Source organism: Escherichia sp. MOD1-EC6475, from assembly GCF_003046645.1.
Classification (GTDB): Bacteria; Pseudomonadota; Gammaproteobacteria; order Enterobacterales; family Enterobacteriaceae; genus Escherichia; species Escherichia ruysiae.
Map to the genome: position 1 here is coordinate 1 of NZ_PZKQ01000058.1, position 20886 is coordinate 20886.

38 protein-coding genes are annotated in these 20886 nt (G+C 49.8%); 34 read left to right on the forward strand and 4 right to left on the reverse strand.

Going from position 1 to position 20886, the window contains the following annotated elements:
* The 3 genes from tuf to bfr all read left to right on the forward strand — a co-directional run.
* On the forward strand, positions 1-1047 hold a 1047-nt coding region (gene tuf / locus A7589_RS18615; protein ID WP_001388747.1), incomplete at its 5' end, for an elongation factor Tu.
* Between the two features lie 182 nt (positions 1048-1229).
* Positions 1230-1424 (forward strand): bacterioferritin-associated ferredoxin, encoded by a 195-nt coding sequence (gene bfd, locus A7589_RS18625; RefSeq protein WP_000289090.1) that lies wholly within the window; start codon positions 1230-1232, stop codon positions 1422-1424.
* A 72-nt stretch (positions 1425-1496) separates the two neighbouring features.
* A complete protein-coding gene (bfr, locus tag A7589_RS18630; protein ID WP_000675515.1) occupies positions 1497-1973 on the forward strand; it encodes a bacterioferritin in 477 nt (158 codons plus the stop codon).
* Here bfr and A7589_RS18635 read toward each other — a convergent pair.
* Entirely contained in the window at positions 1970-2437 is a 468-nt protein-coding gene (locus tag A7589_RS18635) for a prepilin peptidase (protein WP_000340161.1), read from the reverse strand. The genes bfr and A7589_RS18635 overlap by 4 nt on opposite strands.
* Before the next feature lie 378 nt (positions 2438-2815).
* Between A7589_RS18635 and rpsJ the strand changes: the two genes are divergently transcribed.
* The 31 genes from rpsJ to arfA all read left to right on the forward strand — a co-directional run bounded on the left by rpsJ (position 2816) and on the right by arfA (position 17655).
* Positions 2816-3127 (forward strand): 30S ribosomal protein S10, encoded by a 312-nt coding sequence (gene rpsJ, locus A7589_RS18645; RefSeq protein WP_001181004.1) that lies wholly within the window; start codon positions 2816-2818, stop codon positions 3125-3127.
* A 32-nt stretch (positions 3128-3159) separates the two neighbouring features.
* The gene (rplC, locus tag A7589_RS18650) at positions 3160-3789 is read left to right on the forward strand and encodes a 50S ribosomal protein L3 (protein ID WP_000579833.1); all 630 of its coding nucleotides are present in this window, start codon (positions 3160-3162) and stop codon (positions 3787-3789) included.
* Positions 3790-3799: 10 nt separating this feature from the next.
* Positions 3800-4405 carry a 50S ribosomal protein L4 gene (rplD, locus tag A7589_RS18655; protein ID WP_000424395.1) on the forward strand — a complete coding sequence of 202 codons (606 nt, stop codon included), beginning with the start codon at positions 3800-3802 and terminating at the stop codon, positions 4403-4405.
* Entirely contained in the window at positions 4402-4704 is a 303-nt protein-coding gene (rplW, locus tag A7589_RS18660; protein WP_000617544.1) for a 50S ribosomal protein L23, read from the forward strand. The genes rplD and rplW overlap by 4 nt, the downstream gene beginning before the upstream one ends.
* 17 nt (positions 4705-4721) lie before the next feature.
* The gene (gene rplB / locus A7589_RS18665) at positions 4722-5543 is read left to right on the forward strand and encodes a 50S ribosomal protein L2 (protein ID WP_000301864.1); all 822 of its coding nucleotides are present in this window, start codon (positions 4722-4724) and stop codon (positions 5541-5543) included.
* Positions 5544-5559: 16 nt separating this feature from the next.
* Positions 5560-5838, forward strand: coding sequence for a 30S ribosomal protein S19 (gene rpsS / locus A7589_RS18670; protein ID WP_001138117.1), 279 nt, complete (start codon positions 5560-5562; stop codon positions 5836-5838).
* A gap of 14 nt (positions 5839-5852) precedes the next feature.
* Positions 5853-6185, forward strand: a complete 333-nt coding sequence (gene rplV, locus A7589_RS18675; protein WP_000447529.1) for a 50S ribosomal protein L22 — start codon at positions 5853-5855, stop codon at positions 6183-6185.
* A 17-nt stretch (positions 6186-6202) separates the two neighbouring features.
* Entirely contained in the window at positions 6203-6904 is a 702-nt protein-coding gene (gene rpsC / locus A7589_RS18680) for a 30S ribosomal protein S3 (RefSeq protein WP_000529945.1), read from the forward strand.
* A 12-nt stretch (positions 6905-6916) separates the two neighbouring features.
* On the forward strand, positions 6917-7327 hold the full coding sequence (rplP, locus tag A7589_RS18685) for a 50S ribosomal protein L16 (RefSeq protein WP_000941212.1): 411 nt from the start codon (positions 6917-6919) through the stop codon (positions 7325-7327).
* Positions 7327-7518: a 50S ribosomal protein L29 gene (gene rpmC / locus A7589_RS18690; RefSeq protein WP_000644741.1), complete on the forward strand. Its 192-nt coding sequence runs from the start codon at positions 7327-7329 to the stop codon at positions 7516-7518. The genes rplP and rpmC overlap by 1 nt, the downstream gene beginning before the upstream one ends.
* A complete protein-coding gene (gene rpsQ, locus A7589_RS18695; protein ID WP_000130100.1) occupies positions 7518-7772 on the forward strand; it encodes a 30S ribosomal protein S17 in 255 nt (84 codons plus the stop codon). The genes rpmC and rpsQ overlap by 1 nt, the downstream gene beginning before the upstream one ends.
* A gap of 164 nt (positions 7773-7936) precedes the next feature.
* Positions 7937-8308: a 50S ribosomal protein L14 gene (gene rplN / locus A7589_RS18700; protein ID WP_000613955.1), complete on the forward strand. Its 372-nt coding sequence runs from the start codon at positions 7937-7939 to the stop codon at positions 8306-8308.
* Between the two features lie 10 nt (positions 8309-8318).
* Entirely contained in the window at positions 8319-8633 is a 315-nt protein-coding gene (gene rplX, locus A7589_RS18705; protein WP_000729185.1) for a 50S ribosomal protein L24, read from the forward strand.
* A 14-nt stretch (positions 8634-8647) separates the two neighbouring features.
* The gene (rplE, locus tag A7589_RS18710; RefSeq protein WP_001096200.1) at positions 8648-9187 is read left to right on the forward strand and encodes a 50S ribosomal protein L5; all 540 of its coding nucleotides are present in this window, start codon (positions 8648-8650) and stop codon (positions 9185-9187) included.
* A gap of 14 nt (positions 9188-9201) precedes the next feature.
* Positions 9202-9507, forward strand: coding sequence for a 30S ribosomal protein S14 (gene rpsN / locus A7589_RS18715; protein WP_001118930.1), 306 nt, complete (start codon positions 9202-9204; stop codon positions 9505-9507).
* Positions 9508-9540: 33 nt separating this feature from the next.
* Positions 9541-9933, forward strand: coding sequence for a 30S ribosomal protein S8 (gene rpsH, locus A7589_RS18720; RefSeq protein ID WP_000062611.1), 393 nt, complete (start codon positions 9541-9543; stop codon positions 9931-9933).
* 12 nt (positions 9934-9945) lie between these two features.
* The gene (rplF, locus tag A7589_RS18725) at positions 9946-10479 is read left to right on the forward strand and encodes a 50S ribosomal protein L6 (protein ID WP_000091945.1); all 534 of its coding nucleotides are present in this window, start codon (positions 9946-9948) and stop codon (positions 10477-10479) included.
* 9 nt (positions 10480-10488) lie between these two features.
* A complete protein-coding gene (gene rplR / locus A7589_RS18730; protein ID WP_000358960.1) occupies positions 10489-10842 on the forward strand; it encodes a 50S ribosomal protein L18 in 354 nt (117 codons plus the stop codon).
* Positions 10843-10856: 14 nt separating this feature from the next.
* On the forward strand, positions 10857-11360 hold the full coding sequence (gene rpsE / locus A7589_RS18735; RefSeq protein WP_000940122.1) for a 30S ribosomal protein S5: 504 nt from the start codon (positions 10857-10859) through the stop codon (positions 11358-11360).
* A gap of 3 nt (positions 11361-11363) precedes the next feature.
* Positions 11364-11543: a 50S ribosomal protein L30 gene (gene rpmD / locus A7589_RS18740; protein WP_001140433.1), complete on the forward strand. Its 180-nt coding sequence runs from the start codon at positions 11364-11366 to the stop codon at positions 11541-11543.
* Positions 11544-11546: 3 nt separating this feature from the next.
* Positions 11547-11981: a 50S ribosomal protein L15 gene (gene rplO / locus A7589_RS18745; protein ID WP_001238917.1), complete on the forward strand. Its 435-nt coding sequence runs from the start codon at positions 11547-11549 to the stop codon at positions 11979-11981.
* A gap of 7 nt (positions 11982-11988) precedes the next feature.
* Positions 11989-13320: a preprotein translocase subunit SecY gene (gene secY, locus A7589_RS18750; RefSeq protein ID WP_001118861.1), complete on the forward strand. Its 1332-nt coding sequence runs from the start codon at positions 11989-11991 to the stop codon at positions 13318-13320.
* Positions 13321-13351: 31 nt separating this feature from the next.
* On the forward strand, positions 13352-13468 hold the full coding sequence (gene rpmJ / locus A7589_RS18755; RefSeq protein ID WP_000868187.1) for a 50S ribosomal protein L36: 117 nt from the start codon (positions 13352-13354) through the stop codon (positions 13466-13468).
* Positions 13469-13614: 146 nt separating this feature from the next.
* Positions 13615-13971 (forward strand): 30S ribosomal protein S13, encoded by a 357-nt coding sequence (gene rpsM, locus A7589_RS18760; protein ID WP_000090775.1) that lies wholly within the window; start codon positions 13615-13617, stop codon positions 13969-13971.
* Between the two features lie 16 nt (positions 13972-13987).
* A complete protein-coding gene (gene rpsK, locus A7589_RS18765; protein WP_001029685.1) occupies positions 13988-14377 on the forward strand; it encodes a 30S ribosomal protein S11 in 390 nt (129 codons plus the stop codon).
* A gap of 33 nt (positions 14378-14410) precedes the next feature.
* Positions 14411-15031 carry a 30S ribosomal protein S4 gene (rpsD, locus tag A7589_RS18770; RefSeq protein ID WP_000135224.1) on the forward strand — a complete coding sequence of 207 codons (621 nt, stop codon included), beginning with the start codon at positions 14411-14413 and terminating at the stop codon, positions 15029-15031.
* A gap of 25 nt (positions 15032-15056) precedes the next feature.
* On the forward strand, positions 15057-16046 hold the full coding sequence (locus tag A7589_RS18775) for a DNA-directed RNA polymerase subunit alpha (RefSeq protein ID WP_001162094.1): 990 nt from the start codon (positions 15057-15059) through the stop codon (positions 16044-16046).
* A gap of 40 nt (positions 16047-16086) precedes the next feature.
* The gene (rplQ, locus tag A7589_RS18780; RefSeq protein WP_001216368.1) at positions 16087-16470 is read left to right on the forward strand and encodes a 50S ribosomal protein L17; all 384 of its coding nucleotides are present in this window, start codon (positions 16087-16089) and stop codon (positions 16468-16470) included.
* A 106-nt stretch (positions 16471-16576) separates the two neighbouring features.
* A complete protein-coding gene (locus A7589_RS18785; protein WP_000266524.1) occupies positions 16577-16945 on the forward strand; it encodes a DnaJ family domain-containing protein in 369 nt (122 codons plus the stop codon).
* Positions 16946-16955: 10 nt separating this feature from the next.
* Positions 16956-17381 carry a Zn(2+)-responsive transcriptional regulator gene (gene zntR, locus A7589_RS18790; protein WP_000285592.1) on the forward strand — a complete coding sequence of 142 codons (426 nt, stop codon included), beginning with the start codon at positions 16956-16958 and terminating at the stop codon, positions 17379-17381.
* Positions 17382-17436: 55 nt separating this feature from the next.
* Positions 17437-17655 carry an alternative ribosome-rescue factor ArfA gene (gene arfA, locus A7589_RS18795; protein ID WP_000092690.1) on the forward strand — a complete coding sequence of 73 codons (219 nt, stop codon included), beginning with the start codon at positions 17437-17439 and terminating at the stop codon, positions 17653-17655.
* Here arfA and mscL read toward each other — a convergent pair.
* The 3 genes from mscL to rsmB all read right to left on the reverse strand — a co-directional run bounded on the left by mscL (position 17652) and on the right by rsmB (position 20879).
* Positions 17652-18062 carry a large-conductance mechanosensitive channel protein MscL gene (gene mscL / locus A7589_RS18800; protein ID WP_000022446.1) on the reverse strand — a complete coding sequence of 137 codons (411 nt, stop codon included), beginning with the start codon at positions 18060-18062 and terminating at the stop codon, positions 17652-17654. The two genes, arfA and mscL, sit on opposite strands and share 4 nt — an antisense overlap.
* A gap of 129 nt (positions 18063-18191) precedes the next feature.
* On the reverse strand, positions 18192-19568 hold the full coding sequence (gene trkA / locus A7589_RS18805) for a Trk system potassium transporter TrkA (protein ID WP_000691382.1): 1377 nt from the start codon (positions 19566-19568) through the stop codon (positions 18192-18194).
* Between the two features lie 21 nt (positions 19569-19589).
* Entirely contained in the window at positions 19590-20879 is a 1290-nt protein-coding gene (gene rsmB / locus A7589_RS18810) for a 16S rRNA (cytosine(967)-C(5))-methyltransferase RsmB (RefSeq protein ID WP_000744770.1), read from the reverse strand.
* Positions 20880-20886: the final 7 nt, after the last annotated feature.

Sequence of the window (20886 nt, forward strand, 5' to 3'; positions counted from 1 at the left end):
TTCGACCAGATCGATAACGCGCCGGAAGAAAAAGCTCGTGGTATCACCATCAACACTTCTCACGTTGAATACGACACCCCGACCCGTCACTACGCGCACGTAGACTGCCCGGGGCACGCCGACTATGTTAAAAACATGATCACCGGTGCTGCGCAGATGGACGGCGCGATCCTGGTTGTTGCTGCGACTGACGGCCCGATGCCGCAGACTCGTGAGCACATCCTGCTGGGTCGTCAGGTAGGCGTTCCGTACATCATCGTGTTCCTGAACAAATGCGACATGGTTGATGACGAAGAGCTGCTGGAACTGGTTGAAATGGAAGTTCGTGAACTTCTGTCTCAGTACGACTTCCCGGGCGACGACACTCCGATCGTTCGTGGTTCTGCTCTGAAAGCGCTGGAAGGCGACGCAGAGTGGGAAGCGAAAATCCTGGAACTGGCTGGCTTCCTGGATTCTTACATTCCGGAACCAGAGCGTGCGATTGACAAGCCGTTCCTGCTGCCGATCGAAGACGTATTCTCCATCTCCGGTCGTGGTACCGTTGTTACCGGTCGTGTAGAACGCGGTATCATCAAAGTTGGTGAAGAAGTTGAAATCGTTGGTATCAAAGAGACTCAGAAGTCTACCTGTACTGGCGTTGAAATGTTCCGCAAACTGCTGGACGAAGGCCGTGCTGGTGAGAACGTAGGTGTTCTGCTGCGTGGTATCAAACGTGAAGAAATCGAACGTGGTCAGGTACTGGCTAAGCCGGGCACTATCAAGCCGCACACCAAGTTCGAATCTGAAGTGTACATTCTGTCCAAAGATGAAGGCGGCCGTCATACTCCGTTCTTCAAAGGCTACCGTCCGCAGTTCTACTTCCGTACTACTGACGTGACTGGTACCATCGAACTGCCGGAAGGCGTAGAGATGGTAATGCCGGGCGACAACATCAAAATGGTTGTTACCCTGATCCACCCGATCGCGATGGACGACGGTCTGCGTTTCGCAATCCGTGAAGGCGGCCGTACCGTTGGCGCGGGCGTTGTAGCTAAAGTTCTGAGCTAATTACTCGTTAATTAGTTTTGAATTGAAGAGGGCGCTTCGGCGCCCTTTTTGCTACCCGTAATTTGAGCTCGAAATATTTAGTCGTAATTTCGCTCGCCGAACTGTGGCGCAAATAAAACTGTGCTATTGTAATCATAACTATTCTCATTTACACTTTGCGCAGAATTTGAACGGGAGTAATCATGTACGTTTGTTTGTGTAATGGTGTAAGTGACAAAAAAATTCGCCAGGCAGTCCGTCAGTTTCATCCTCAGTCTTTCCAACAATTACGCAAGTTTATTCCTGTGGGAAATCAATGTGGTAAGTGCATTCGCGCCGCACGCGAAGTGATGCAGGACGAGTTGATGCAGATGCCAGAATTTAAAGAGATTGCCTGAAGCTCACGCTTATTTTTTGACATCCCGCTAGCCCCATCTACGCTCTAATAGTGGAAGCGGAGGGACTATAAAATGAAAGGTGATGTTAAAATCATAAATTATCTCAATAAACTATTGGGAAATGAGCTTGTCGCAATCAATCAGTATTTTCTCCATGCCCGAATGTTTAAAAACTGGGGCCTGATGCGTCTCAATGACGTCGAATACCATGAATCTATCGATGAGATGAAACACGCAGATAAATATATCGAGCGTATTTTGTTCTTAGAAGGAATCCCAAACTTACAGGATTTAGGCAAGCTGGGGATTGGTGAAGATGTTGAAGAGATGCTGCAATCCGACCTGCGATTAGAGCTGGAAGGTGCGAAGGATCTCCGTGAGGCTATCGCTTATGCCGACAGCGTTCATGACTATGTTAGCCGCGATATGATGATCGAGATCCTTGCAGATGAAGAAGGTCATATCGACTGGCTCGAAACTGAACTGGATCTCATCGGTAAAATCGGCCTGCAGAATTACCTGCAATCACAAATTAAAGTTAAAGATTAACTGCCAGTCAGCAAACTATCCCAGCCAACAACGAAACCCGCAGCCGCCAGAAATGGTCCAAAAGGCAGCGGGTTTTTTAATGATTCTTTTCCTCTCATGAGCAGACCAATAACTACGGCTCCGCAAGCGAATGAGGCAGCAAGGAAAACCAGCCGTGGTAAGAAGGCCCATGTATGCCAGGCACCAAGGGCGGCGAGAAATTTCACATCGCCATAGCCTAATCCTTCTTTATGTCGCAGTATGCGATAGCCCCAATAAATAACAGCGAATGCGCCGTAACCGATAATCGCCCCCCATAATGCATCGGCTAACCCGGCAGGCTGACAAACTTGATAGAACAAAAGACCAGACCAGAGTAACGGGCAGGTAAATCTGTCAGGTAACAAGCCATGCTTTGCATCCCAGAAAAAAAGTAGAGCTGATAAACAAGCGTACAAAATCAGAAAGGGAAGGGTAGCGTCCATAAAATATCCTCTGTAGTTGGAGTATCACCATCGAATAACTTTGGATACTCAGCAACAGAGAAATCGCTGCTTTGTTAATCTGGTTCCGGTGAAAAACGTTATCTTCACAACCTTACAAATTTCGTGGAATGCAGCTCGCAATCTGCGCGTTGCGATTAATTTCTACGCGATGCTTGCGTCAGGCTCAGATTTACGTATAATGCGCGGGCTTGTCGTAGTTGACAGCAGGTTCGATCTGAACCTCAGTTAGCCGAATTTGGCTACCTAACAATGCTCCCAATCGGGGAGCTACGTAAGAACGGTTACACTCTCCCATCAATCGTAATGGGTCTGAGGAGTAATCATTTTCGTTTATAAAATAATTGGAGCTCTGGTCTCATGCAGAACCAAAGAATCCGTATCCGCCTGAAAGCGTTTGATCATCGTCTGATCGATCAAGCAACCGCGGAAATCGTCGAGACTGCCAAGCGCACTGGTGCGCAGGTCCGTGGTCCGATCCCGCTGCCGACACGCAAAGAGCGTTTTACCGTTCTGATCTCCCCGCACGTCAACAAAGACGCGCGCGATCAGTACGAAATCCGTACTCACTTGCGTCTGGTTGACATCGTTGAGCCAACCGAGAAAACCGTTGATGCTCTGATGCGTCTGGATCTGGCTGCCGGTGTAGACGTGCAGATCAGCCTGGGTTAATCAGGTCATTGAGCGATTGAGAGGTTGAAACAATGATTGGTTTAGTCGGTAAAAAAGTGGGTATGACCCGTATCTTCACAGAAGACGGCGTTTCTATCCCAGTAACCGTAATCGAAGTTGAAGCAAACCGCGTTACTCAGGTTAAAGACCTGGCTAACGATGGCTACCGTGCTATTCAGGTAACCACCGGTGCTAAAAAAGCTAACCGTGTGACCAAGCCTGAAGCTGGCCACTTCGCTAAAGCTGGCGTAGAAGCTGGCCGTGGTCTGTGGGAATTCCGCCTGGCTGAAGGCGAAGAGTTCACTGTAGGTCAGAGCATTAGCGTCGAACTGTTTGCTGACGTTAAAAAAGTTGACGTAACTGGCACCTCTAAAGGTAAAGGTTTCGCAGGTACCGTTAAGCGCTGGAACTTCCGTACCCAGGACGCTACTCACGGTAACTCCTTGTCTCACCGCGTTCCGGGTTCTATCGGTCAGAACCAGACTCCGGGCAAAGTGTTCAAAGGCAAGAAAATGGCAGGTCAGATGGGTAACGAACGTGTAACCGTTCAGAGCCTTGACGTAGTACGCGTTGACGCTGAGCGCAACCTGCTGCTGGTTAAAGGTGCTGTTCCGGGTGCAACCGGTAGCGACCTGATCGTTAAACCAGCTGTGAAGGCGTAAGGAGATAGCAATGGAATTAGTATTGAAAGACGCGCAGAGCGCGCTGACTGTTTCCGAAACTACCTTCGGTCGTGATTTCAACGAAGCGCTGGTTCACCAGGTTGTTGTTGCTTATGCAGCTGGTGCTCGTCAGGGTACTCGTGCTCAGAAGACTCGTGCTGAAGTAACTGGTTCCGGTAAAAAACCGTGGCGCCAGAAAGGCACCGGCCGTGCGCGTTCTGGTTCTATCAAGAGCCCGATTTGGCGTTCTGGTGGCGTGACCTTCGCTGCTCGTCCGCAGGACCACAGTCAAAAAGTTAACAAGAAGATGTACCGCGGCGCGCTGAAAAGCATCCTGTCCGAACTGGTACGTCAGGATCGTCTGATCGTTGTCGAGAAGTTCTCTGTAGAAGCGCCGAAAACCAAGCTGCTGGCACAGAAACTGAAAGACATGGCTCTGGAAGATGTGCTGATCATCACCGGTGAGCTGGACGAAAACCTGTTCCTGGCTGCGCGCAACCTGCACAAGGTTGACGTACGCGATGCAACTGGTATCGACCCGGTTAGCCTGATCGCCTTCGACAAAGTCGTAATGACTGCTGATGCTGTTAAGCAAGTTGAGGAGATGCTGGCATGATTCGTGAAGAACGTCTGCTGAAGGTGCTGCGTGCACCGCACGTTTCTGAAAAAGCGTCTACTGCGATGGAAAAATCCAACACCATCGTACTCAAAGTTGCTAAAGACGCGACCAAAGCAGAAATCAAAGCTGCTGTGCAGAAACTGTTTGAAGTCGAAGTCGAAGTCGTTAACACCCTGGTAGTTAAAGGGAAAGTTAAACGTCACGGACAGCGTATCGGTCGTCGTAGCGACTGGAAAAAAGCTTACGTCACCCTGAAAGAAGGCCAGAATCTGGACTTCGTTGGCGGCGCTGAGTAAGTCGGAGGAGTAATACAATGGCAGTTGTTAAATGTAAACCGACATCTCCGGGTCGTCGCCACGTTGTTAAAGTGGTTAACCCTGAGCTGCACAAGGGCAAACCTTTTGCTCCGTTGCTGGAAAAAAACAGCAAATCCGGTGGTCGTAACAACAATGGCCGTATCACCACTCGTCATATCGGTGGTGGCCACAAGCAGGCTTACCGTATTGTTGACTTCAAACGCAACAAAGACGGTATCCCGGCAGTTGTTGAACGTCTTGAGTACGATCCGAACCGCTCCGCGAACATCGCGCTGGTTCTGTACAAAGACGGTGAACGCCGTTACATCCTGGCCCCTAAAGGCCTGAAAGCTGGCGACCAGATTCAGTCTGGCGTTGATGCTGCAATCAAACCAGGTAACACCCTGCCGATGCGCAACATCCCGGTTGGTTCTACTGTTCACAACGTAGAAATGAAACCAGGTAAAGGCGGTCAGCTGGCACGTTCCGCTGGTACTTACGTTCAGATCGTTGCTCGCGATGGTGCTTATGTCACCCTGCGTCTGCGTTCTGGTGAAATGCGTAAAGTAGAAGCAGACTGCCGTGCAACTCTGGGCGAAGTTGGCAATGCTGAGCATATGCTGCGCGTTCTGGGTAAAGCAGGTGCTGCACGCTGGCGTGGTGTTCGTCCTACCGTTCGCGGTACTGCGATGAACCCGGTAGACCACCCACATGGTGGTGGTGAAGGTCGTAACTTTGGTAAGCACCCGGTAACCCCGTGGGGCGTTCAGACCAAAGGTAAGAAGACCCGCAGCAACAAGCGTACTGATAAATTTATCGTACGTCGCCGTAGCAAATAATTTTAGAGGATAAGCCATGCCACGTTCTCTCAAGAAAGGTCCTTTTATTGACCTGCACTTGCTGAAGAAGGTAGAGAAAGCGGTGGAAAGCGGAGACAAGAAGCCCCTGCGCACTTGGTCCCGTCGTTCAACGATCTTTCCTAACATGATCGGTTTGACCATCGCTGTCCATAATGGTCGTCAGCACGTTCCGGTATTTGTAACCGACGAAATGGTTGGTCACAAACTGGGTGAATTCGCACCGACTCGTACTTATCGCGGCCATGCTGCTGATAAAAAAGCGAAAAAGAAATAAGGTAGGAGGAAGAGATGGAAACTATCGCTAAACATCGCCATGCTCGTTCTTCTGCTCAGAAGGTTCGCCTTGTTGCTGACCTGATTCGCGGTAAGAAAGTGTCGCAGGCTCTGGATATTCTGACCTACACCAATAAGAAAGCGGCTGTACTGGTTAAGAAAGTTCTGGAATCTGCCATTGCTAACGCTGAACACAACGATGGCGCTGACATTGACGATCTGAAAGTTACGAAAATTTTCGTAGACGAAGGCCCGAGCATGAAGCGCATTATGCCGCGTGCAAAAGGTCGTGCAGATCGCATCCTGAAGCGCACCAGCCACATCACTGTGGTTGTGTCCGATCGCTGAGACTCTGGAGACTAGCAATGGGTCAGAAAGTACATCCTAATGGTATTCGCCTGGGTATTGTAAAACCATGGAACTCTACCTGGTTTGCGAACACCAAAGAATTCGCTGACAACCTGGACAGCGATTTTAAAGTACGTCAGTACCTGACTAAGGAACTGGCTAAAGCGTCCGTATCTCGTATCGTTATCGAGCGTCCGGCTAAGAGCATCCGTGTAACCATTCACACTGCTCGCCCGGGTATCGTTATCGGTAAGAAAGGTGAAGACGTAGAAAAACTGCGTAAGGTCGTAGCGGACATCGCTGGCGTTCCTGCACAGATCAACATCGCCGAAGTTCGTAAGCCTGAACTGGACGCAAAACTGGTTGCTGACAGCATCACTTCTCAGCTGGAACGTCGCGTAATGTTCCGTCGTGCTATGAAGCGTGCTGTACAGAACGCAATGCGTCTGGGCGCTAAAGGTATTAAAGTTGAAGTTAGCGGCCGTCTGGGCGGCGCGGAAATCGCACGTACCGAATGGTACCGCGAAGGTCGCGTACCGCTGCACACTCTGCGTGCTGACATCGACTACAACACCTCTGAAGCGCACACCACTTACGGTGTAATCGGCGTTAAAGTGTGGATCTTCAAAGGCGAGATCCTGGGTGGTATGGCTGCTGTTGAACAACCGGAAAAACCGGCTGCTCAGCCTAAAAAGCAGCAGCGTAAAGGCCGTAAATAAGGAGCGTCGCTGATGTTACAACCAAAGCGTACAAAATTCCGTAAAATGCACAAAGGCCGTAACCGCGGTCTGGCGCAGGGTACGGATGTTAGCTTCGGCAGCTTCGGTCTGAAAGCTGTTGGCCGTGGTCGTCTGACTGCCCGTCAGATCGAAGCAGCACGTCGTGCTATGACCCGTGCAGTTAAGCGTCAAGGTAAGATCTGGATCCGTGTGTTCCCGGACAAACCGATCACTGAAAAGCCGCTGGCAGTGCGTATGGGTAAAGGTAAAGGTAACGTGGAGTATTGGGTTGCCTTGATTCAGCCGGGTAAAGTCCTGTATGAAATGGACGGTGTTCCGGAAGAGCTGGCCCGTGAAGCATTCAAGCTGGCAGCAGCGAAACTGCCGATTAAAACCACCTTTGTAACTAAGACGGTGATGTAATGAAAGCAAAAGAGCTGCGTGAGAAGAGCGTTGAAGAGCTGAACACCGAGCTGCTGAACCTGCTGCGTGAGCAGTTCAACCTGCGTATGCAGGCTGCAAGTGGCCAGCTGCAACAGTCTCACCTGTTGAAGCAAGTGCGTCGCGATGTCGCACGCGTTAAGACTTTACTGAACGAGAAGGCGGGTGCGTAATGACCGATAAAATCCGTACTCTGCAAGGTCGCGTTGTTAGCGACAAAATGGAGAAATCCATTGTTGTTGCTATCGAACGTTTTGTGAAACACCCGATCTACGGTAAATTCATCAAGCGTACGACCAAACTGCACGTACATGACGAGAACAACGAATGCGGTATCGGTGACGTGGTTGAAATCCGCGAATGCCGTCCGCTGTCCAAGACTAAATCCTGGACGCTGGTTCGCGTTGTAGAGAAAGCGGTTCTGTAATACAGTACACTCTCTCGATACGAATAAACGGCTCAGAAATGAGCCGTTTATTTTTTCTACCCATATCTTTGAAGCGGTGTTATAATGCCGCGCCCTCGATATGGGGATTTTTAACGACCTGATTTTCGGGTCTCAGTAGTAGTTGACATTAGCGGAGCACTAAAATGATCCAAGAACAGACTATGCTGAACGTCGCCGACAACTCCGGTGCACGTCGCGTAATGTGTATCAAGGTTCTGGGTGGCTCGCACCGTCGCTACGCAGGCGTAGGCGACATCATCAAGATCACCATCAAAGAAGCAATTCCGCGTGGTAAGGTCAAAAAAGGTGATGTGCTGAAGGCGGTAGTGGTGCGCACCAAGAAGGGTGTTCGTCGCCCGGACGGTTCTGTCATTCGCTTCGATGGTAATGCTTGTGTTCTTCTGAACAACAACAGCGAGCAGCCTATCGGTACGCGTATTTTTGGGCCGGTAACTCGTGAGCTTCGTAGTGAGAAGTTCATGAAAATTATCTCTCTGGCACCAGAAGTACTCTAAGGAGCGAATCATGGCAGCGAAAATCCGTCGTGATGACGAAGTTATCGTGTTAACCGGTAAAGATAAAGGTAAACGCGGTAAAGTTAAGAATGTCCTGTCTTCCGGCAAGGTCATTGTTGAAGGTATCAACCTGGTTAAGAAACACCAGAAGCCGGTTCCGGCTCTGAACCAACCGGGTGGCATCGTTGAAAAAGAAGCCGCTATTCAGGTTTCCAACGTAGCAATCTTCAATGCGGCAACCGGCAAGGCTGACCGTGTAGGCTTTAGATTCGAAGACGGTAAAAAAGTCCGTTTCTTCAAGTCTAACAGCGAAACTATCAAGTAATTTGGAGTAGTACGATGGCGAAACTGCATGATTACTACAAAGACGAAGTAGTTAAAAAACTCATGACTGAGTTTAACTACAATTCTGTCATGCAAGTCCCTCGGGTCGAGAAGATCACCCTGAACATGGGTGTTGGTGAAGCGATCGCTGACAAAAAACTGCTGGATAACGCAGCAGCAGACCTGGCAGCAATCTCCGGTCAAAAACCGCTGATCACCAAAGCACGCAAATCTGTTGCAGGCTTCAAAATCCGTCAGGGCTATCCGATCGGCTGTAAAGTAACTCTGCGTGGCGAACGCATGTGGGAGTTCTTTGAGCGCCTGATCACTATTGCTGTACCTCGTATCCGTGACTTCCGTGGCCTGTCCGCTAAGTCTTTCGACGGTCGTGGTAACTACAGCATGGGTGTCCGTGAGCAGATCATCTTCCCAGAAATCGACTACGATAAAGTCGACCGCGTTCGTGGTTTGGATATTACCATTACCACTACTGCGAAATCTGACGAAGAAGGCCGTGCTCTGCTGGCTGCCTTTGACTTCCCGTTCCGCAAGTAAGGTAGGGTTACTAAATGGCTAAGCAATCAATGAAAGCACGCGAAGTAAAACGCGTAGCTTTAGCTGATAAATACTTCGCGAAACGCGCTGAACTGAAAGCGATCATCTCTGATGTGAACGCTTCCGACGAAGATCGTTGGAATGCTGTTCTCAAGCTGCAGACTCTGCCGCGTGATTCCAGCCCGTCTCGTCAGCGTAACCGCTGCCGTCAAACAGGTCGTCCGCATGGTTTCCTGCGGAAGTTCGGGTTGAGCCGTATTAAGGTCCGTGAAGCCGCTATGCGCGGTGAAATCCCGGGTCTGAAAAAGGCTAGCTGGTAATTGTCACCAATTGAATCACGGGAGTAAAGACAGATGAGCATGCAAGATCCGATCGCGGATATGCTGACCCGTATCCGTAACGGTCAGGCCGCGAACAAAGCTGCGGTCACCATGCCTTCCTCCAAGCTGAAAGTGGCAATCGCCAACGTGCTGAAGGAAGAAGGTTTTATTGAAGATTTTAAAGTTGAAGGCGACACCAAGCCTGAACTGGAACTGACTCTTAAGTATTTCCAGGGCAAAGCTGTTGTAGAAAGCATTCAGCGTGTCAGCCGCCCAGGTCTGCGCATCTATAAACGTAAAGATGAGCTGCCGAAAGTTATGGCGGGGCTGGGTATCGCAGTTGTTTCTACCTCTAAAGGTGTTATGACTGATCGTGCAGCGCGCCAGGCTGGTCTTGGTGGCGAAATTATCTGCTACGTAGCCTAATCGGAGGAAAAAATGTCTCGTGTTGCTAAAGCACCGGTCGTTGTTCCTGCCGGCGTTGATGTAAAAATCAACGGTCAGGTTATTACGATCAAAGGTAAAAACGGCGAGCTGACTCGTACTCTCAACGATGCTGTTGAAGTTAAACATGCAGATAATACCCTGACCTTCGGTCCGCGAGATGGTTACGCAGACGGTTGGGCTCAGGCTGGTACCGCGCGTGCCCTGCTGAACTCAATGGTTATCGGTGTTACCGAAGGCTTCACTAAGAAGCTGCAGCTGGTTGGTGTAGGTTACCGTGCAGCGGTTAAAGGCAATGTGATTAACCTGTCTCTGGGTTTCTCTCATCCTGTTGACCATCAGCTGCCTGCGGGTATCACTGCTGAATGTCCGACTCAGACTGAAATCGTGCTGAAAGGCGCTGATAAGCAGGTGATCGGTCAGGTTGCAGCGGATCTGCGCGCCTACCGTCGTCCTGAGCCTTACAAAGGCAAGGGTGTTCGTTACGCCGACGAAGTCGTGCGTACCAAAGAGGCTAAGAAGAAGTAAGGTAACACTATGGATAAGAAATCTGCTCGTATCCGTCGTGCGACCCGCGCACGCCGCAAGCTCCAGGAGCTGGGCGCAACTCGCCTGGTGGTACATCGTACCCCGCGTCACATTTACGCACAGGTAATTGCACCGAACGGTTCTGAAGTTCTGGTAGCTGCTTCTACTGTAGAAAAAGCTATCGCTGAACAACTGAAGTACACCGGTAACAAAGACGCGGCTGCAGCTGTGGGTAAAGCTGTCGCTGAACGCGCTCTGGAAAAAGGCATCAAAGATGTATCCTTTGACCGTTCCGGGTTCCAATATCATGGTCGTGTCCAGGCACTGGCAGATGCTGCCCGTGAAGCTGGCCTTCAGTTCTAAGGTAGAGGTGTAAGATGGCTCACATCGAAAAACAAGCTGGCGAACTGCAGGAAAAGCTGATCGCGGTAAACCGCGTATCTAAAACCGTTAAAGGTGGTCGTATTTTCTCCTTCACAGCTCTGACTGTAGTTGGTGATGGTAACGGTCGCGTTGGTTTTGGTTACGGTAAAGCGCGTGAAGTTCCAGCAGCGATCCAGAAAGCGATGGAAAAAGCCCGTCGCAATATGATTAACGTCGCGCTGAATAACGGCACTCTGCAACACCCTGTTAAAGGTGTTCACACGGGTTCTCGCGTATTCATGCAGCCGGCTTCCGAAGGTACCGGTATCATCGCCGGTGGTGCAATGCGCGCCGTTCTGGAAGTCGCTGGGGTTCATAACGTTCTGGCTAAAGCATATGGTTCCACCAACCCGATCAACGTGGTTCGTGCAACTATTGATGGCCTGGAAAATATGAGTTCTCCAGAAATGGTCGCTGCCAAGCGTGGTAAATCCGTTGAAGAAATTCTGGGGAAATAAACCATGGCAAAGACTATTAAAATTACTCAAACCCGCAGTGCAATCGGTCGTCTGCCGAAACACAAGGCAACGCTGCTTGGCCTGGGTCTGCGTCGTATTGGTCACACCGTAGAGCGCGAGGATACTCCTGCTATTCGCGGTATGATCAACGCGGTTTCCTTCATGGTTAAAGTTGAGGAGTAAGAGATGCGTTTAAATACTCTGTCTCCGGCCGAAGGCTCCAAAAAGGCGGGTAAACGCCTGGGTCGTGGTATCGGTTCTGGCCTCGGTAAAACCGGTGGTCGTGGTCACAAAGGTCAGAAATCTCGTTCTGGCGGTGGCGTACGTCGCGGTTTCGAAGGTGGTCAGATGCCTCTGTACCGTCGTCTGCCGAAATTCGGCTTCACTTCTCGTAAAGCAGCGATTACAGCCGAAGTTCGTCTGTCTGACCTGGCTAAAGTAGAAGGCGGTGTTGTAGACCTGAATACGCTGAAAGCGGCTAACATTATCGGTATCCAGATCGAGTTCGCGAAAGTGATCCTGGCTGGCGAAGTAACTACTCCGGTAACTGTTCGTGGCCTGCGTGTTACTAAAGGCGCTCGTGCTGCTATCGAAGCTGCTGGCGGTAAAATCGAGGAATAAGTAGCAGATGGCTAAACAACCGGGATTAGATTTTCAAAGTGCCAAAGGTGGCTTAGGCGAGCTGAAACGCAGACTGCTGTTTGTTATCGGTGCGCTGATTGTGTTCCGTATTGGCTCTTTTATTCCGATCCCTGGTATTGATGCCGCTGTACTTGCCAAACTGCTTGAGCAACAGCGAGGCACCATCATTGAGATGTTTAACATGTTCTCTGGTGGTGCTCTCAGCCGTGCTTCTATCTTTGCTCTGGGGATCATGCCGTATATTTCGGCGTCGATCATTATCCAGCTGCTGACGGTGGTTCACCCAACGCTGGCAGAAATTAAGAAAGAAGGGGAGTCTGGTCGTCGTAAGATCAGCCAGTACACCCGTTACGGTACTCTGGTGCTGGCAATATTCCAGTCGATCGGTATTGCTACCGGTCTGCCGAATATGCCTGGTATGCAAGGCCTGGTTATTAACCCGGGCTTTGCATTCTACTTCACCGCTGTTGTAAGTCTGGTCACGGGAACCATGTTCCTGATGTGGTTGGGCGAACAGATCACTGAACGAGGTATCGGCAACGGTATTTCAATCATTATCTTCGCCGGTATTGTCGCGGGACTCCCGCCAGCCATTGCCCATACTATCGAGCAAGCGCGTCAAGGCGACCTGCACTTCCTCGTGTTGCTGTTGGTTGCAGTATTAGTATTTGCAGTGACGTTCTTTGTTGTATTTGTTGAGCGTGGTCAACGCCGCATTGTGGTAAACTACGCGAAACGTCAGCAAGGTCGTCGTGTCTATGCTGCACAGAGCACACATTTACCGCTGAAAGTGAATATGGCGGGGGTAATCCCGGCAATCTTCGCTTCCAGTATTATTCTGTTCCCGGCAACCATCGCGTCATGGTTCGGGGGCGGTACTGGTTGGAACTGGCTGACAACAATTTCGCTGTATTTGCAGCCTGGGCAACCGCTTTATGTGTTACTCTATGCGTCTGCAATCATCTTCTTCTGTTTCTTCTACACGGCGTTGGTTTTCAACCCGCGTGAAACAGCAGATAACCTGAAGAAGTCCGGTGCATTTGTACCAGGAATTCGTCCGGGAGAGCAAACGGCGAAGTATATCGATAAAGTAATGACCCGTCTGACCCTGGTTGGTGCGTTGTACATTACCTTTATCTGCCTGATCCCGGAGTTCATGCGTGATGCAATGAAAGTACCGTTCTACTTCGGTGGGACCTCACTGCTTATCGTTGTTGTCGTGATTATGGACTTTATGGCTCAAGTGCAAACTCTGATGATGTCCAGTCAGTATGAGTCTGCATTGAAGAAGGCGAACCTGAAAGGCTACGGCCGATAATTGGTCGCCCGAGAAGTTACGGAGAGTAAAAATGAAAGTTCGTGCTTCCGTCAAGAAATTATGCCGTAACTGCAAAATCGTTAAGCGTGATGGTGTCATCCGTGTGATTTGCAGTGCCGAGCCGAAGCATAAACAGCGCCAAGGCTGATTTATTCGCATATTTTTCTTGCAAAGTTGGGTTGAGCTGGCTAGATTAGCCAGCCAATCTTTTGTATGTCTGTGCGTTTCCATTTGAGTATCCTGAAAACGGGCTTTTCAGCATGGAACGTACATATTAAATAGTAGGAGTGCATAGTGGCCCGTATAGCAGGCATTAACATTCCTGATCATAAGCATGCCGTAATCGCATTAACTTCGATTTATGGCGTCGGCAAGACCCGTTCCAAAGCCATCCTGGCTGCAGCGGGTATCGCTGAAGATGTTAAGATCAGTGAGCTGTCTGAAGGACAAATCGACACGCTGCGTGACGAAGTTGCCAAATTTGTCGTTGAAGGTGATCTGCGCCGTGAAATCAGCATGAGCATCAAGCGCCTGATGGATCTTGGTTGCTATCGCGGTTTGCGTCATCGTCGTGGTCTCCCGGTTCGCGGTCAGCGTACCAAGACCAACGCACGTACCCGTAAGGGTCCGCGCAAACCGATCAAGAAATAATCGGGGTGATTGAATAATGGCAAAGGCACCAATTCGTGCACGTAAACGTGTAAGAAAACAAGTCTCTGACGGCGTGGCTCATATCCATGCTTCTTTCAACAACACCATCGTGACTATCACTGATCGTCAGGGTAACGCGTTGGGTTGGGCAACTGCCGGTGGTTCCGGTTTCCGTGGTTCTCGCAAATCCACTCCGTTTGCAGCTCAGGTTGCAGCAGAGCGTTGCGCTGACGTCGTGAAAGAATACGGCATCAAGAATCTGGAAGTTATGGTTAAAGGTCCGGGTCCAGGCCGCGAATCTACTATTCGTGCTCTGAACGCCGCAGGTTTCCGCATCACTAACATTACTGATGTGACTCCGATCCCTCATAACGGTTGTCGTCCGCCGAAAAAACGTCGCGTATAACGCTTCGTTTTCCAGGTTTGTTGGAGAAAGAAAATGGCAAGATATTTGGGTCCTAAGCTCAAGCTGAGCCGTCGTGAGGGCACCGACTTATTCCTTAAGTCTGGCGTTCGCGCGATCGATACCAAGTGTAAAATTGAACAAGCTCCTGGCCAGCACGGTGCGCGTAAACCGCGTCTGTCTGACTATGGTGTGCAGTTGCGTGAAAAGCAAAAAGTTCGCCGTATCTATGGTGTGCTGGAGCGTCAGTTCCGTAACTACTATAAAGAAGCAGCACGTCTGAAAGGCAACACCGGTGAAAACCTGTTAGCTCTGCTGGAAGGTCGTCTGGACAACGTTGTATACCGTATGGGCTTCGGTGCCACTCGTGCAGAAGCACGTCAGCTGGTTAGCCATAAAGCAATTATGGTAAACGGTCGTGTTGTTAACATCGCTTCTTATCAGGTTAGTCCGAATGACGTTGTAAGCATTCGTGAGAAAGCGAAGAAGCAGTCTCGCGTGAAAGCCGCTCTGGAGCTGGCTGAGCAGCGTGAAAAGCCAACCTGGCTGGAAGTTGATGCTGGCAAGATGGAAGGTACGTTTAAGCGTAAGCCGGAGCGTTCTGATCTGTCTGCGGACATTAACGAACACCTGATCGTCGAGCTTTACTCCAAGTAAAGCTTAGTACCAAAGAGAGGACACAATGCAGGGTTCTGTGACAGAGTTTCTAAAACCGCGCCTGGTTGATATCGAGCAAGTGAGTTCGACGCACGCCAAGGTGACCCTTGAGCCTTTAGAGCGTGGCTTTGGCCATACTCTGGGTAACGCACTGCGCCGTATTCTGCTCTCATCGATGCCGGGTTGCGCGGTGACCGAGGTTGAGATTGATGGTGTACTACATGAGTACAGCACCAAAGAAGGCGTTCAGGAAGATATCCTGGAAATCCTGCTCAACCTGAAAGGGCTGGCGGTGAGAGTTCAGGGCAAAGATGAAGTTATTCTTACCTTGAATAAATCTGGCATTGGCCCTGTGACTGCAGCCGATATCACCCACGACGGTGATGTCGAAATCGTCAAGCCGCAGCACGTGATCTGCCACCTGACCGATGAGAACGCGTCTATTAGCATGCGTATCAAAGTTCAGCGCGGTCGTGGTTATGTGCCGGCTTCTACCCGAATTCATTCGGAAGAAGATGAGCGCCCAATCGGCCGTCTGCTGGTCGACGCATGCTACAGCCCTGTAGAGCGTATTGCCTACAATGTTGAAGCAGCGCGTGTAGAACAGCGTACCGACCTGGACAAGCTGGTCATCGAAATGGAAACCAACGGCACAATCGATCCTGAAGAGGCGATTCGTCGTGCGGCAACCATTCTGGCTGAACAACTGGAAGCTTTCGTTGACTTACGTGATGTACGTCAGCCGGAAGTGAAAGAAGAGAAACCAGAGTTCGATCCGATCCTGCTGCGCCCTGTTGACGATCTGGAATTGACTGTCCGCTCTGCTAACTGCCTTAAAGCAGAAGCTATCCACTATATCGGTGATCTGGTACAGCGTACCGAGGTTGAGCTCCTTAAAACGCCTAACCTTGGTAAAAAATCTCTTACTGAGATTAAAGACGTGCTGGCTTCCCGTGGACTGTCTCTGGGTATGCGCCTGGAAAACTGGCCACCGGCAAGCATCGCTGACGAGTAACCGGATCACAGGTTAAGGTTTTACTGAGAAGGATAAGGTCATGCGCCATCGTAAGAGTGGTCGTCAACTGAACCGCAACAGCAGCCATCGCCAGGCTATGTTCCGCAATATGGCAGGTTCACTGGTTCGTCATGAAATCATCAAGACGACTCTGCCTAAAGCGAAAGAGCTGCGCCGCGTAGTTGAGCCGCTGATTACTCTTGCCAAGACTGATAGCGTTGCTAATCGTCGTCTGGCATTCGCCCGTACTCGTGATAACGAGATCGTGGCAAAACTGTTTAACGAACTGGGCCCGCGTTTCGCGAGCCGTGCCGGTGGTTACACTCGTATTCTGAAGTGTGGTTTCCGTGCAGGCGACAACGCGCCGATGGCTTACATCGAGCTGGTTGATCGTTCAGAGAAAGCAGAAGCTGCTGCAGAGTAATCTGAAGCAACGTAAAAAAACCCGCCCCGGCGGGTTTTTTTATGCCTGTAGTATCCCCACTTATCTACAATAGCTGTACTCTTTTTGTTCATCCCCTGGAGTATTTATGTGGTTACTTGACCAGTGGGCAGAGCGCCATATATCAGAAGCGCAAGCGAAAGGTGAGTTTGATAACCTGCCAGGTAGCGGCGAACCATTGATACTTGATGATGATTCCCACGTGCCACCGGAATTACGTGCGGGGTATCGCTTGTTGAAGAATGCCGGTTACTTACCTCCAGAACTTGAACAGCGAAAGGAGGCAATTCAACTTATGGATATCCTCAAAGGCATTCGCCAGGACGATCCGCAATATCATGAGATTAGTCGTCGGTTGTTATTACTGGAGTTAAAGCTGCGACAAGCAGGATTGAGCACCGATTTTTTACGTGGCGTGTATGCTGAAAAATTGTTGAATAAAATCAATGATAACTAATGGAGTAAATATGTATCGCATTGGTGAGCTGGCAAAACTTGCGGAAGCAACGCCTGACACGATTCGTTATTACGAAAAGCAACAAATGATGGATCATGAAGTACGTACCGAAGGTGGTTTTCGTCTTTATACCGAAAGCGATCTCCGACGTTTGAAGTTTATTCGTCACGCCAGACAGCTCGGTTTCAGCCTTGAGTCGATCCGAGAATTACTGTCGATCCGTATCGATCCTGAACACCATACCTGTCAGGAATCAAAAGGCATTGTGCAGGAAAGATTACAGGAAGTGGAAGCGCGGATAGCCGAGTTGCAGAGTATGCAACGTTCTCTGCAACGGCTTAATGATGCCTGTTGTGGGACGGCTCATAGCAGCGTTTATTGCTCGATTCTTGAAGCTCTTGAGCAAGGAGCGAGTGGCGTTAAGAGTGGCTGTTGATTTATTGCACTGGCGGGATTACACTCGCGCCGTTAAACAACCAACTGGAGTTTTTATGAGCCGATATCAGCATACTAAAGGGCAGATAAAGGATAATGCGATAGAAGCATTACTGCATGACCCCCTGTTCAGACAACGCGTAGAGAAAAATAAAAAAGGGAAAGGCAGCTATATGCGAAAAGGAAAACATGGCAATCAGGGGAACTGGGAGGCCAGTGGCAAGAAAGTGAATCGCTTTTTTACCACTGGCCTTCTGCTTTCTGGCGCTTGTTAAGAGCGGTTATTCTGCTCTTTCAGCAAATCACGAATTTCTGTCAGTAATACTTCTTCTTTAGTTGGTGCTGGAGCCGCCGCCGGTTCTTCTTTTTTCCGATTCAGTTTGTTGATTAGCTTAATCGCCATAAAGATGGCAAAGGCAACAATCAGAAAATCAAATACGTTTTGAATGAAGACGCCGTAATGCATAACAACAGCGGGTACATCCCCCTGCGCATCGCGTAATGTGACAGCAAATTGTTTAAAGTCGATCCCGCCAATTAATAAACCCAGTGGCGGCATGATGATATCAGCAACCAGTGAAGAGACGATCTTACCGAATGCCGCGCCGATAATGACACCCACTGCCAAATCCACCACGTTCCCGCGCATCGCAAATTCGCGAAATTCTTTAATAATGCTCATGTTATTCTCCCTATGAAACTGACATTTATAAGTCTAACAAATGTTAAGCCATTTTCCTGCCTGGAATGAATTTAATTAATCCTTGATAATCAAAGGGAAATAATAAGGCGTCATTAGACGCCTTATTAATTACAAAAAGAAAGGGCTTGGCTGGAAGAGTCTTTCGACGTCGGTAATAAACTTTTTATCTGTGAGGAACATAATTACGTGATCGCCTTGCTCAATGCGTAAATTATCATTAGCAATCATCACGTCGTTTCCACGTACCACCGCACCGATAATTGTCCCAGGCGGCAGTTTAATTTCATCAATAACCCGACCAACAACACGAGAAGTGCTCTCATCACCGTGAGCAACAGCTTCAATAGCTTCAGCCACACCTCGACGGAGTGAGGAAACACCAACAATATCAGCTTTTCGTACATGACTAAGCAACGCGGAAATAGTTGCTTGTTGCGGTGAAATCGCAATATCGATCACGCTTCCTTGAACCAGATCCACATAAGCGCGACGCTGGATCAATACCATCACCTTTTTCGCACCCATACGTTTGGCAAGCATGGCGGACATGATATTGGCCTCGTCATCGTTGGTGACGGCAATAAACAGATCAACTTGATCGATATGTTCTTCGGCCAGCAGTTCTTGATCCGACGCATCACCAAAAAAGACGATCGTATTCTGCAACTTTTCCGCCAGTTCGGCAGCGCGCTGCTGATTACGTTCGATGAGTTTAACGCTGTAATCTTTTTCCAGACGACGCGCCAGCCCTGCACCGATATTACCGCCACCAACCAGCATGATCCGCTTATACGGTTTTTCCAGTCGCTGTAATTCACTCATCACCGCGCGGATATGCTGTGAAGCGGCAATAAAGAACACTTCATCACCCGCTTCAACAATGGTCGAACCTTGCGGACGAATGGGGCGATCGTGGCGGAAAATTGCTGCCACACGAGTATCGATATGTGGCATATGTTCGCGCATGGTCGAAAGTGCATTACCAATCAGTGGGCCGCCATAATAGGCTTTAACCACAGCGAGGCTGACTTTACCCTCAGCGAAGTTCACCACCTGCAATGCGCCGGGATACTCAATCAGTCGGTAAATATTATCGATAACCAACTGCTCTGGTGCGATCAGATGATCAATCGGTACAGCATCTGAATGAAATAGCTTATCGGCATCGCGCACGTAGTCTGGTGAGCGGATACGAGCGATGCGATTAGGGGTGTTGAAAAGTGAGTAGGCTACCTGGCAGGCAACCATATTGGTTTCATCTGAACTGGTTACAGCAACCAGCATATCGGCGTCGTCGGCACCTGCCTCCCGCAATACGCGTGGATGAGAGCCATGCCCCTGCACGACTCGCAGGTCAAATTTATCCTGTAAGGTCCGCAGACGCTCACCGTTGGTATCGACAACAGTAATATCGTTGTTCTCGCCAACTAGGTTTTCCGCCAGTGTGCCACCAACCTGACCGGCACCCAGAATGATAATTTTCATCAGTCGCGACCCGTTATCTCATCACTTTTTGATTAGCTTAGCGTAAAAGAAGCCGTCGCCCTCTTCGGCACCAGGCAGATTTTGTTTACCCGGTTGCTCTGGTGTTCCTGTTTCGCAAAGTTCGGCATCAGCTGTACGTTGCAAAAAGGCTTTAATCTGCAGGCTATTCTCTTCCGGTAACACCGAACAGGTGGCATAGACCAGGGTTCCACCGGATTTTAAATGCGGCCAAATGGCGTCGAGAATTTCAGACTGCAATTGCGTGAGTTCCGGGATATCGCGATCGCGACGTAACCATTTAATATCCGGATGGCGACGAATCACACCGGTTGCTGAACAAGGCGCATCTAATAAAATGCGATCAAACTGTTGCTCGCCACACCATTGGGAAGGGTAACGGCCATCACCTTGTTTCACGGTCGCCTTCATACCAAGGCGTTTTAAATTGTCGTAAACGCGAGAGAGGCGCTGTTCGTCAATATCAACCGCAACAACCTGCGCTTCTGGTGCCACCTCAAGGATATGCGTTGTTTTACCGCCGGGGGCGGCACAAAGATCCAGAATGTGTTCACCGTTTTGTGGAGCAAGCCAGGTCATGCAACCTTGTGCTGATGCATCCTGAACGGTAACCCATCCTTCTTCAAAACCTGGTAGCGCATGAACCGGCGCGGGTGTTTCCAGGCGTACAGCATCCGGGTAATCCGCATGTGGGAAGCCTTTCATGCCTGCTTCTTCCAGAAGTCCAATCCAGCTATCGCGGGAATGATGCGTACGATTAATGCGTAGCCACATCGGCGGGCGCTGGTTATTGGCTTCGACGATGGATTGCCACTGCTCTGGATATGCTTTTTGCAGACGCTTCAGCAACCAGGAAGGATGCAGATAACGTGCATCACTGGCATTAAACTCGGCTAATAACTCTTCTTGCTGACGCTGGAACTGGCGTAATACGCCGTTAATCAACCCTTTAAGCTGCGGGCGTTTAATCGCAACTGCGCCTTCAACTGTTTCCGCAAGCGCGGCGTGTGGCGGAATACGGGTATAAAGTAGTTGGTACAGTCCGACCATAATCAGGTAATGCACGGTCCGCTGTTTGCCGGTCATCGGACGGGCCATTAACTTATTAATCAGCCAGTCTAGCTGTGAGAGCGTACGCAGTACGCCAAAGCACAACTCTTGAAGAAGTGCTTTGTCTTTATCGGAAACTTTTTGCTGTAGCGGTGGCAGAATGTTGCTTAATGATTGCCCTTGCTCGACGACTTGTTCAATGGCCTGGGCCGCCATGCTACGTAAATTACGTTGTTTTTTCATAAGTATA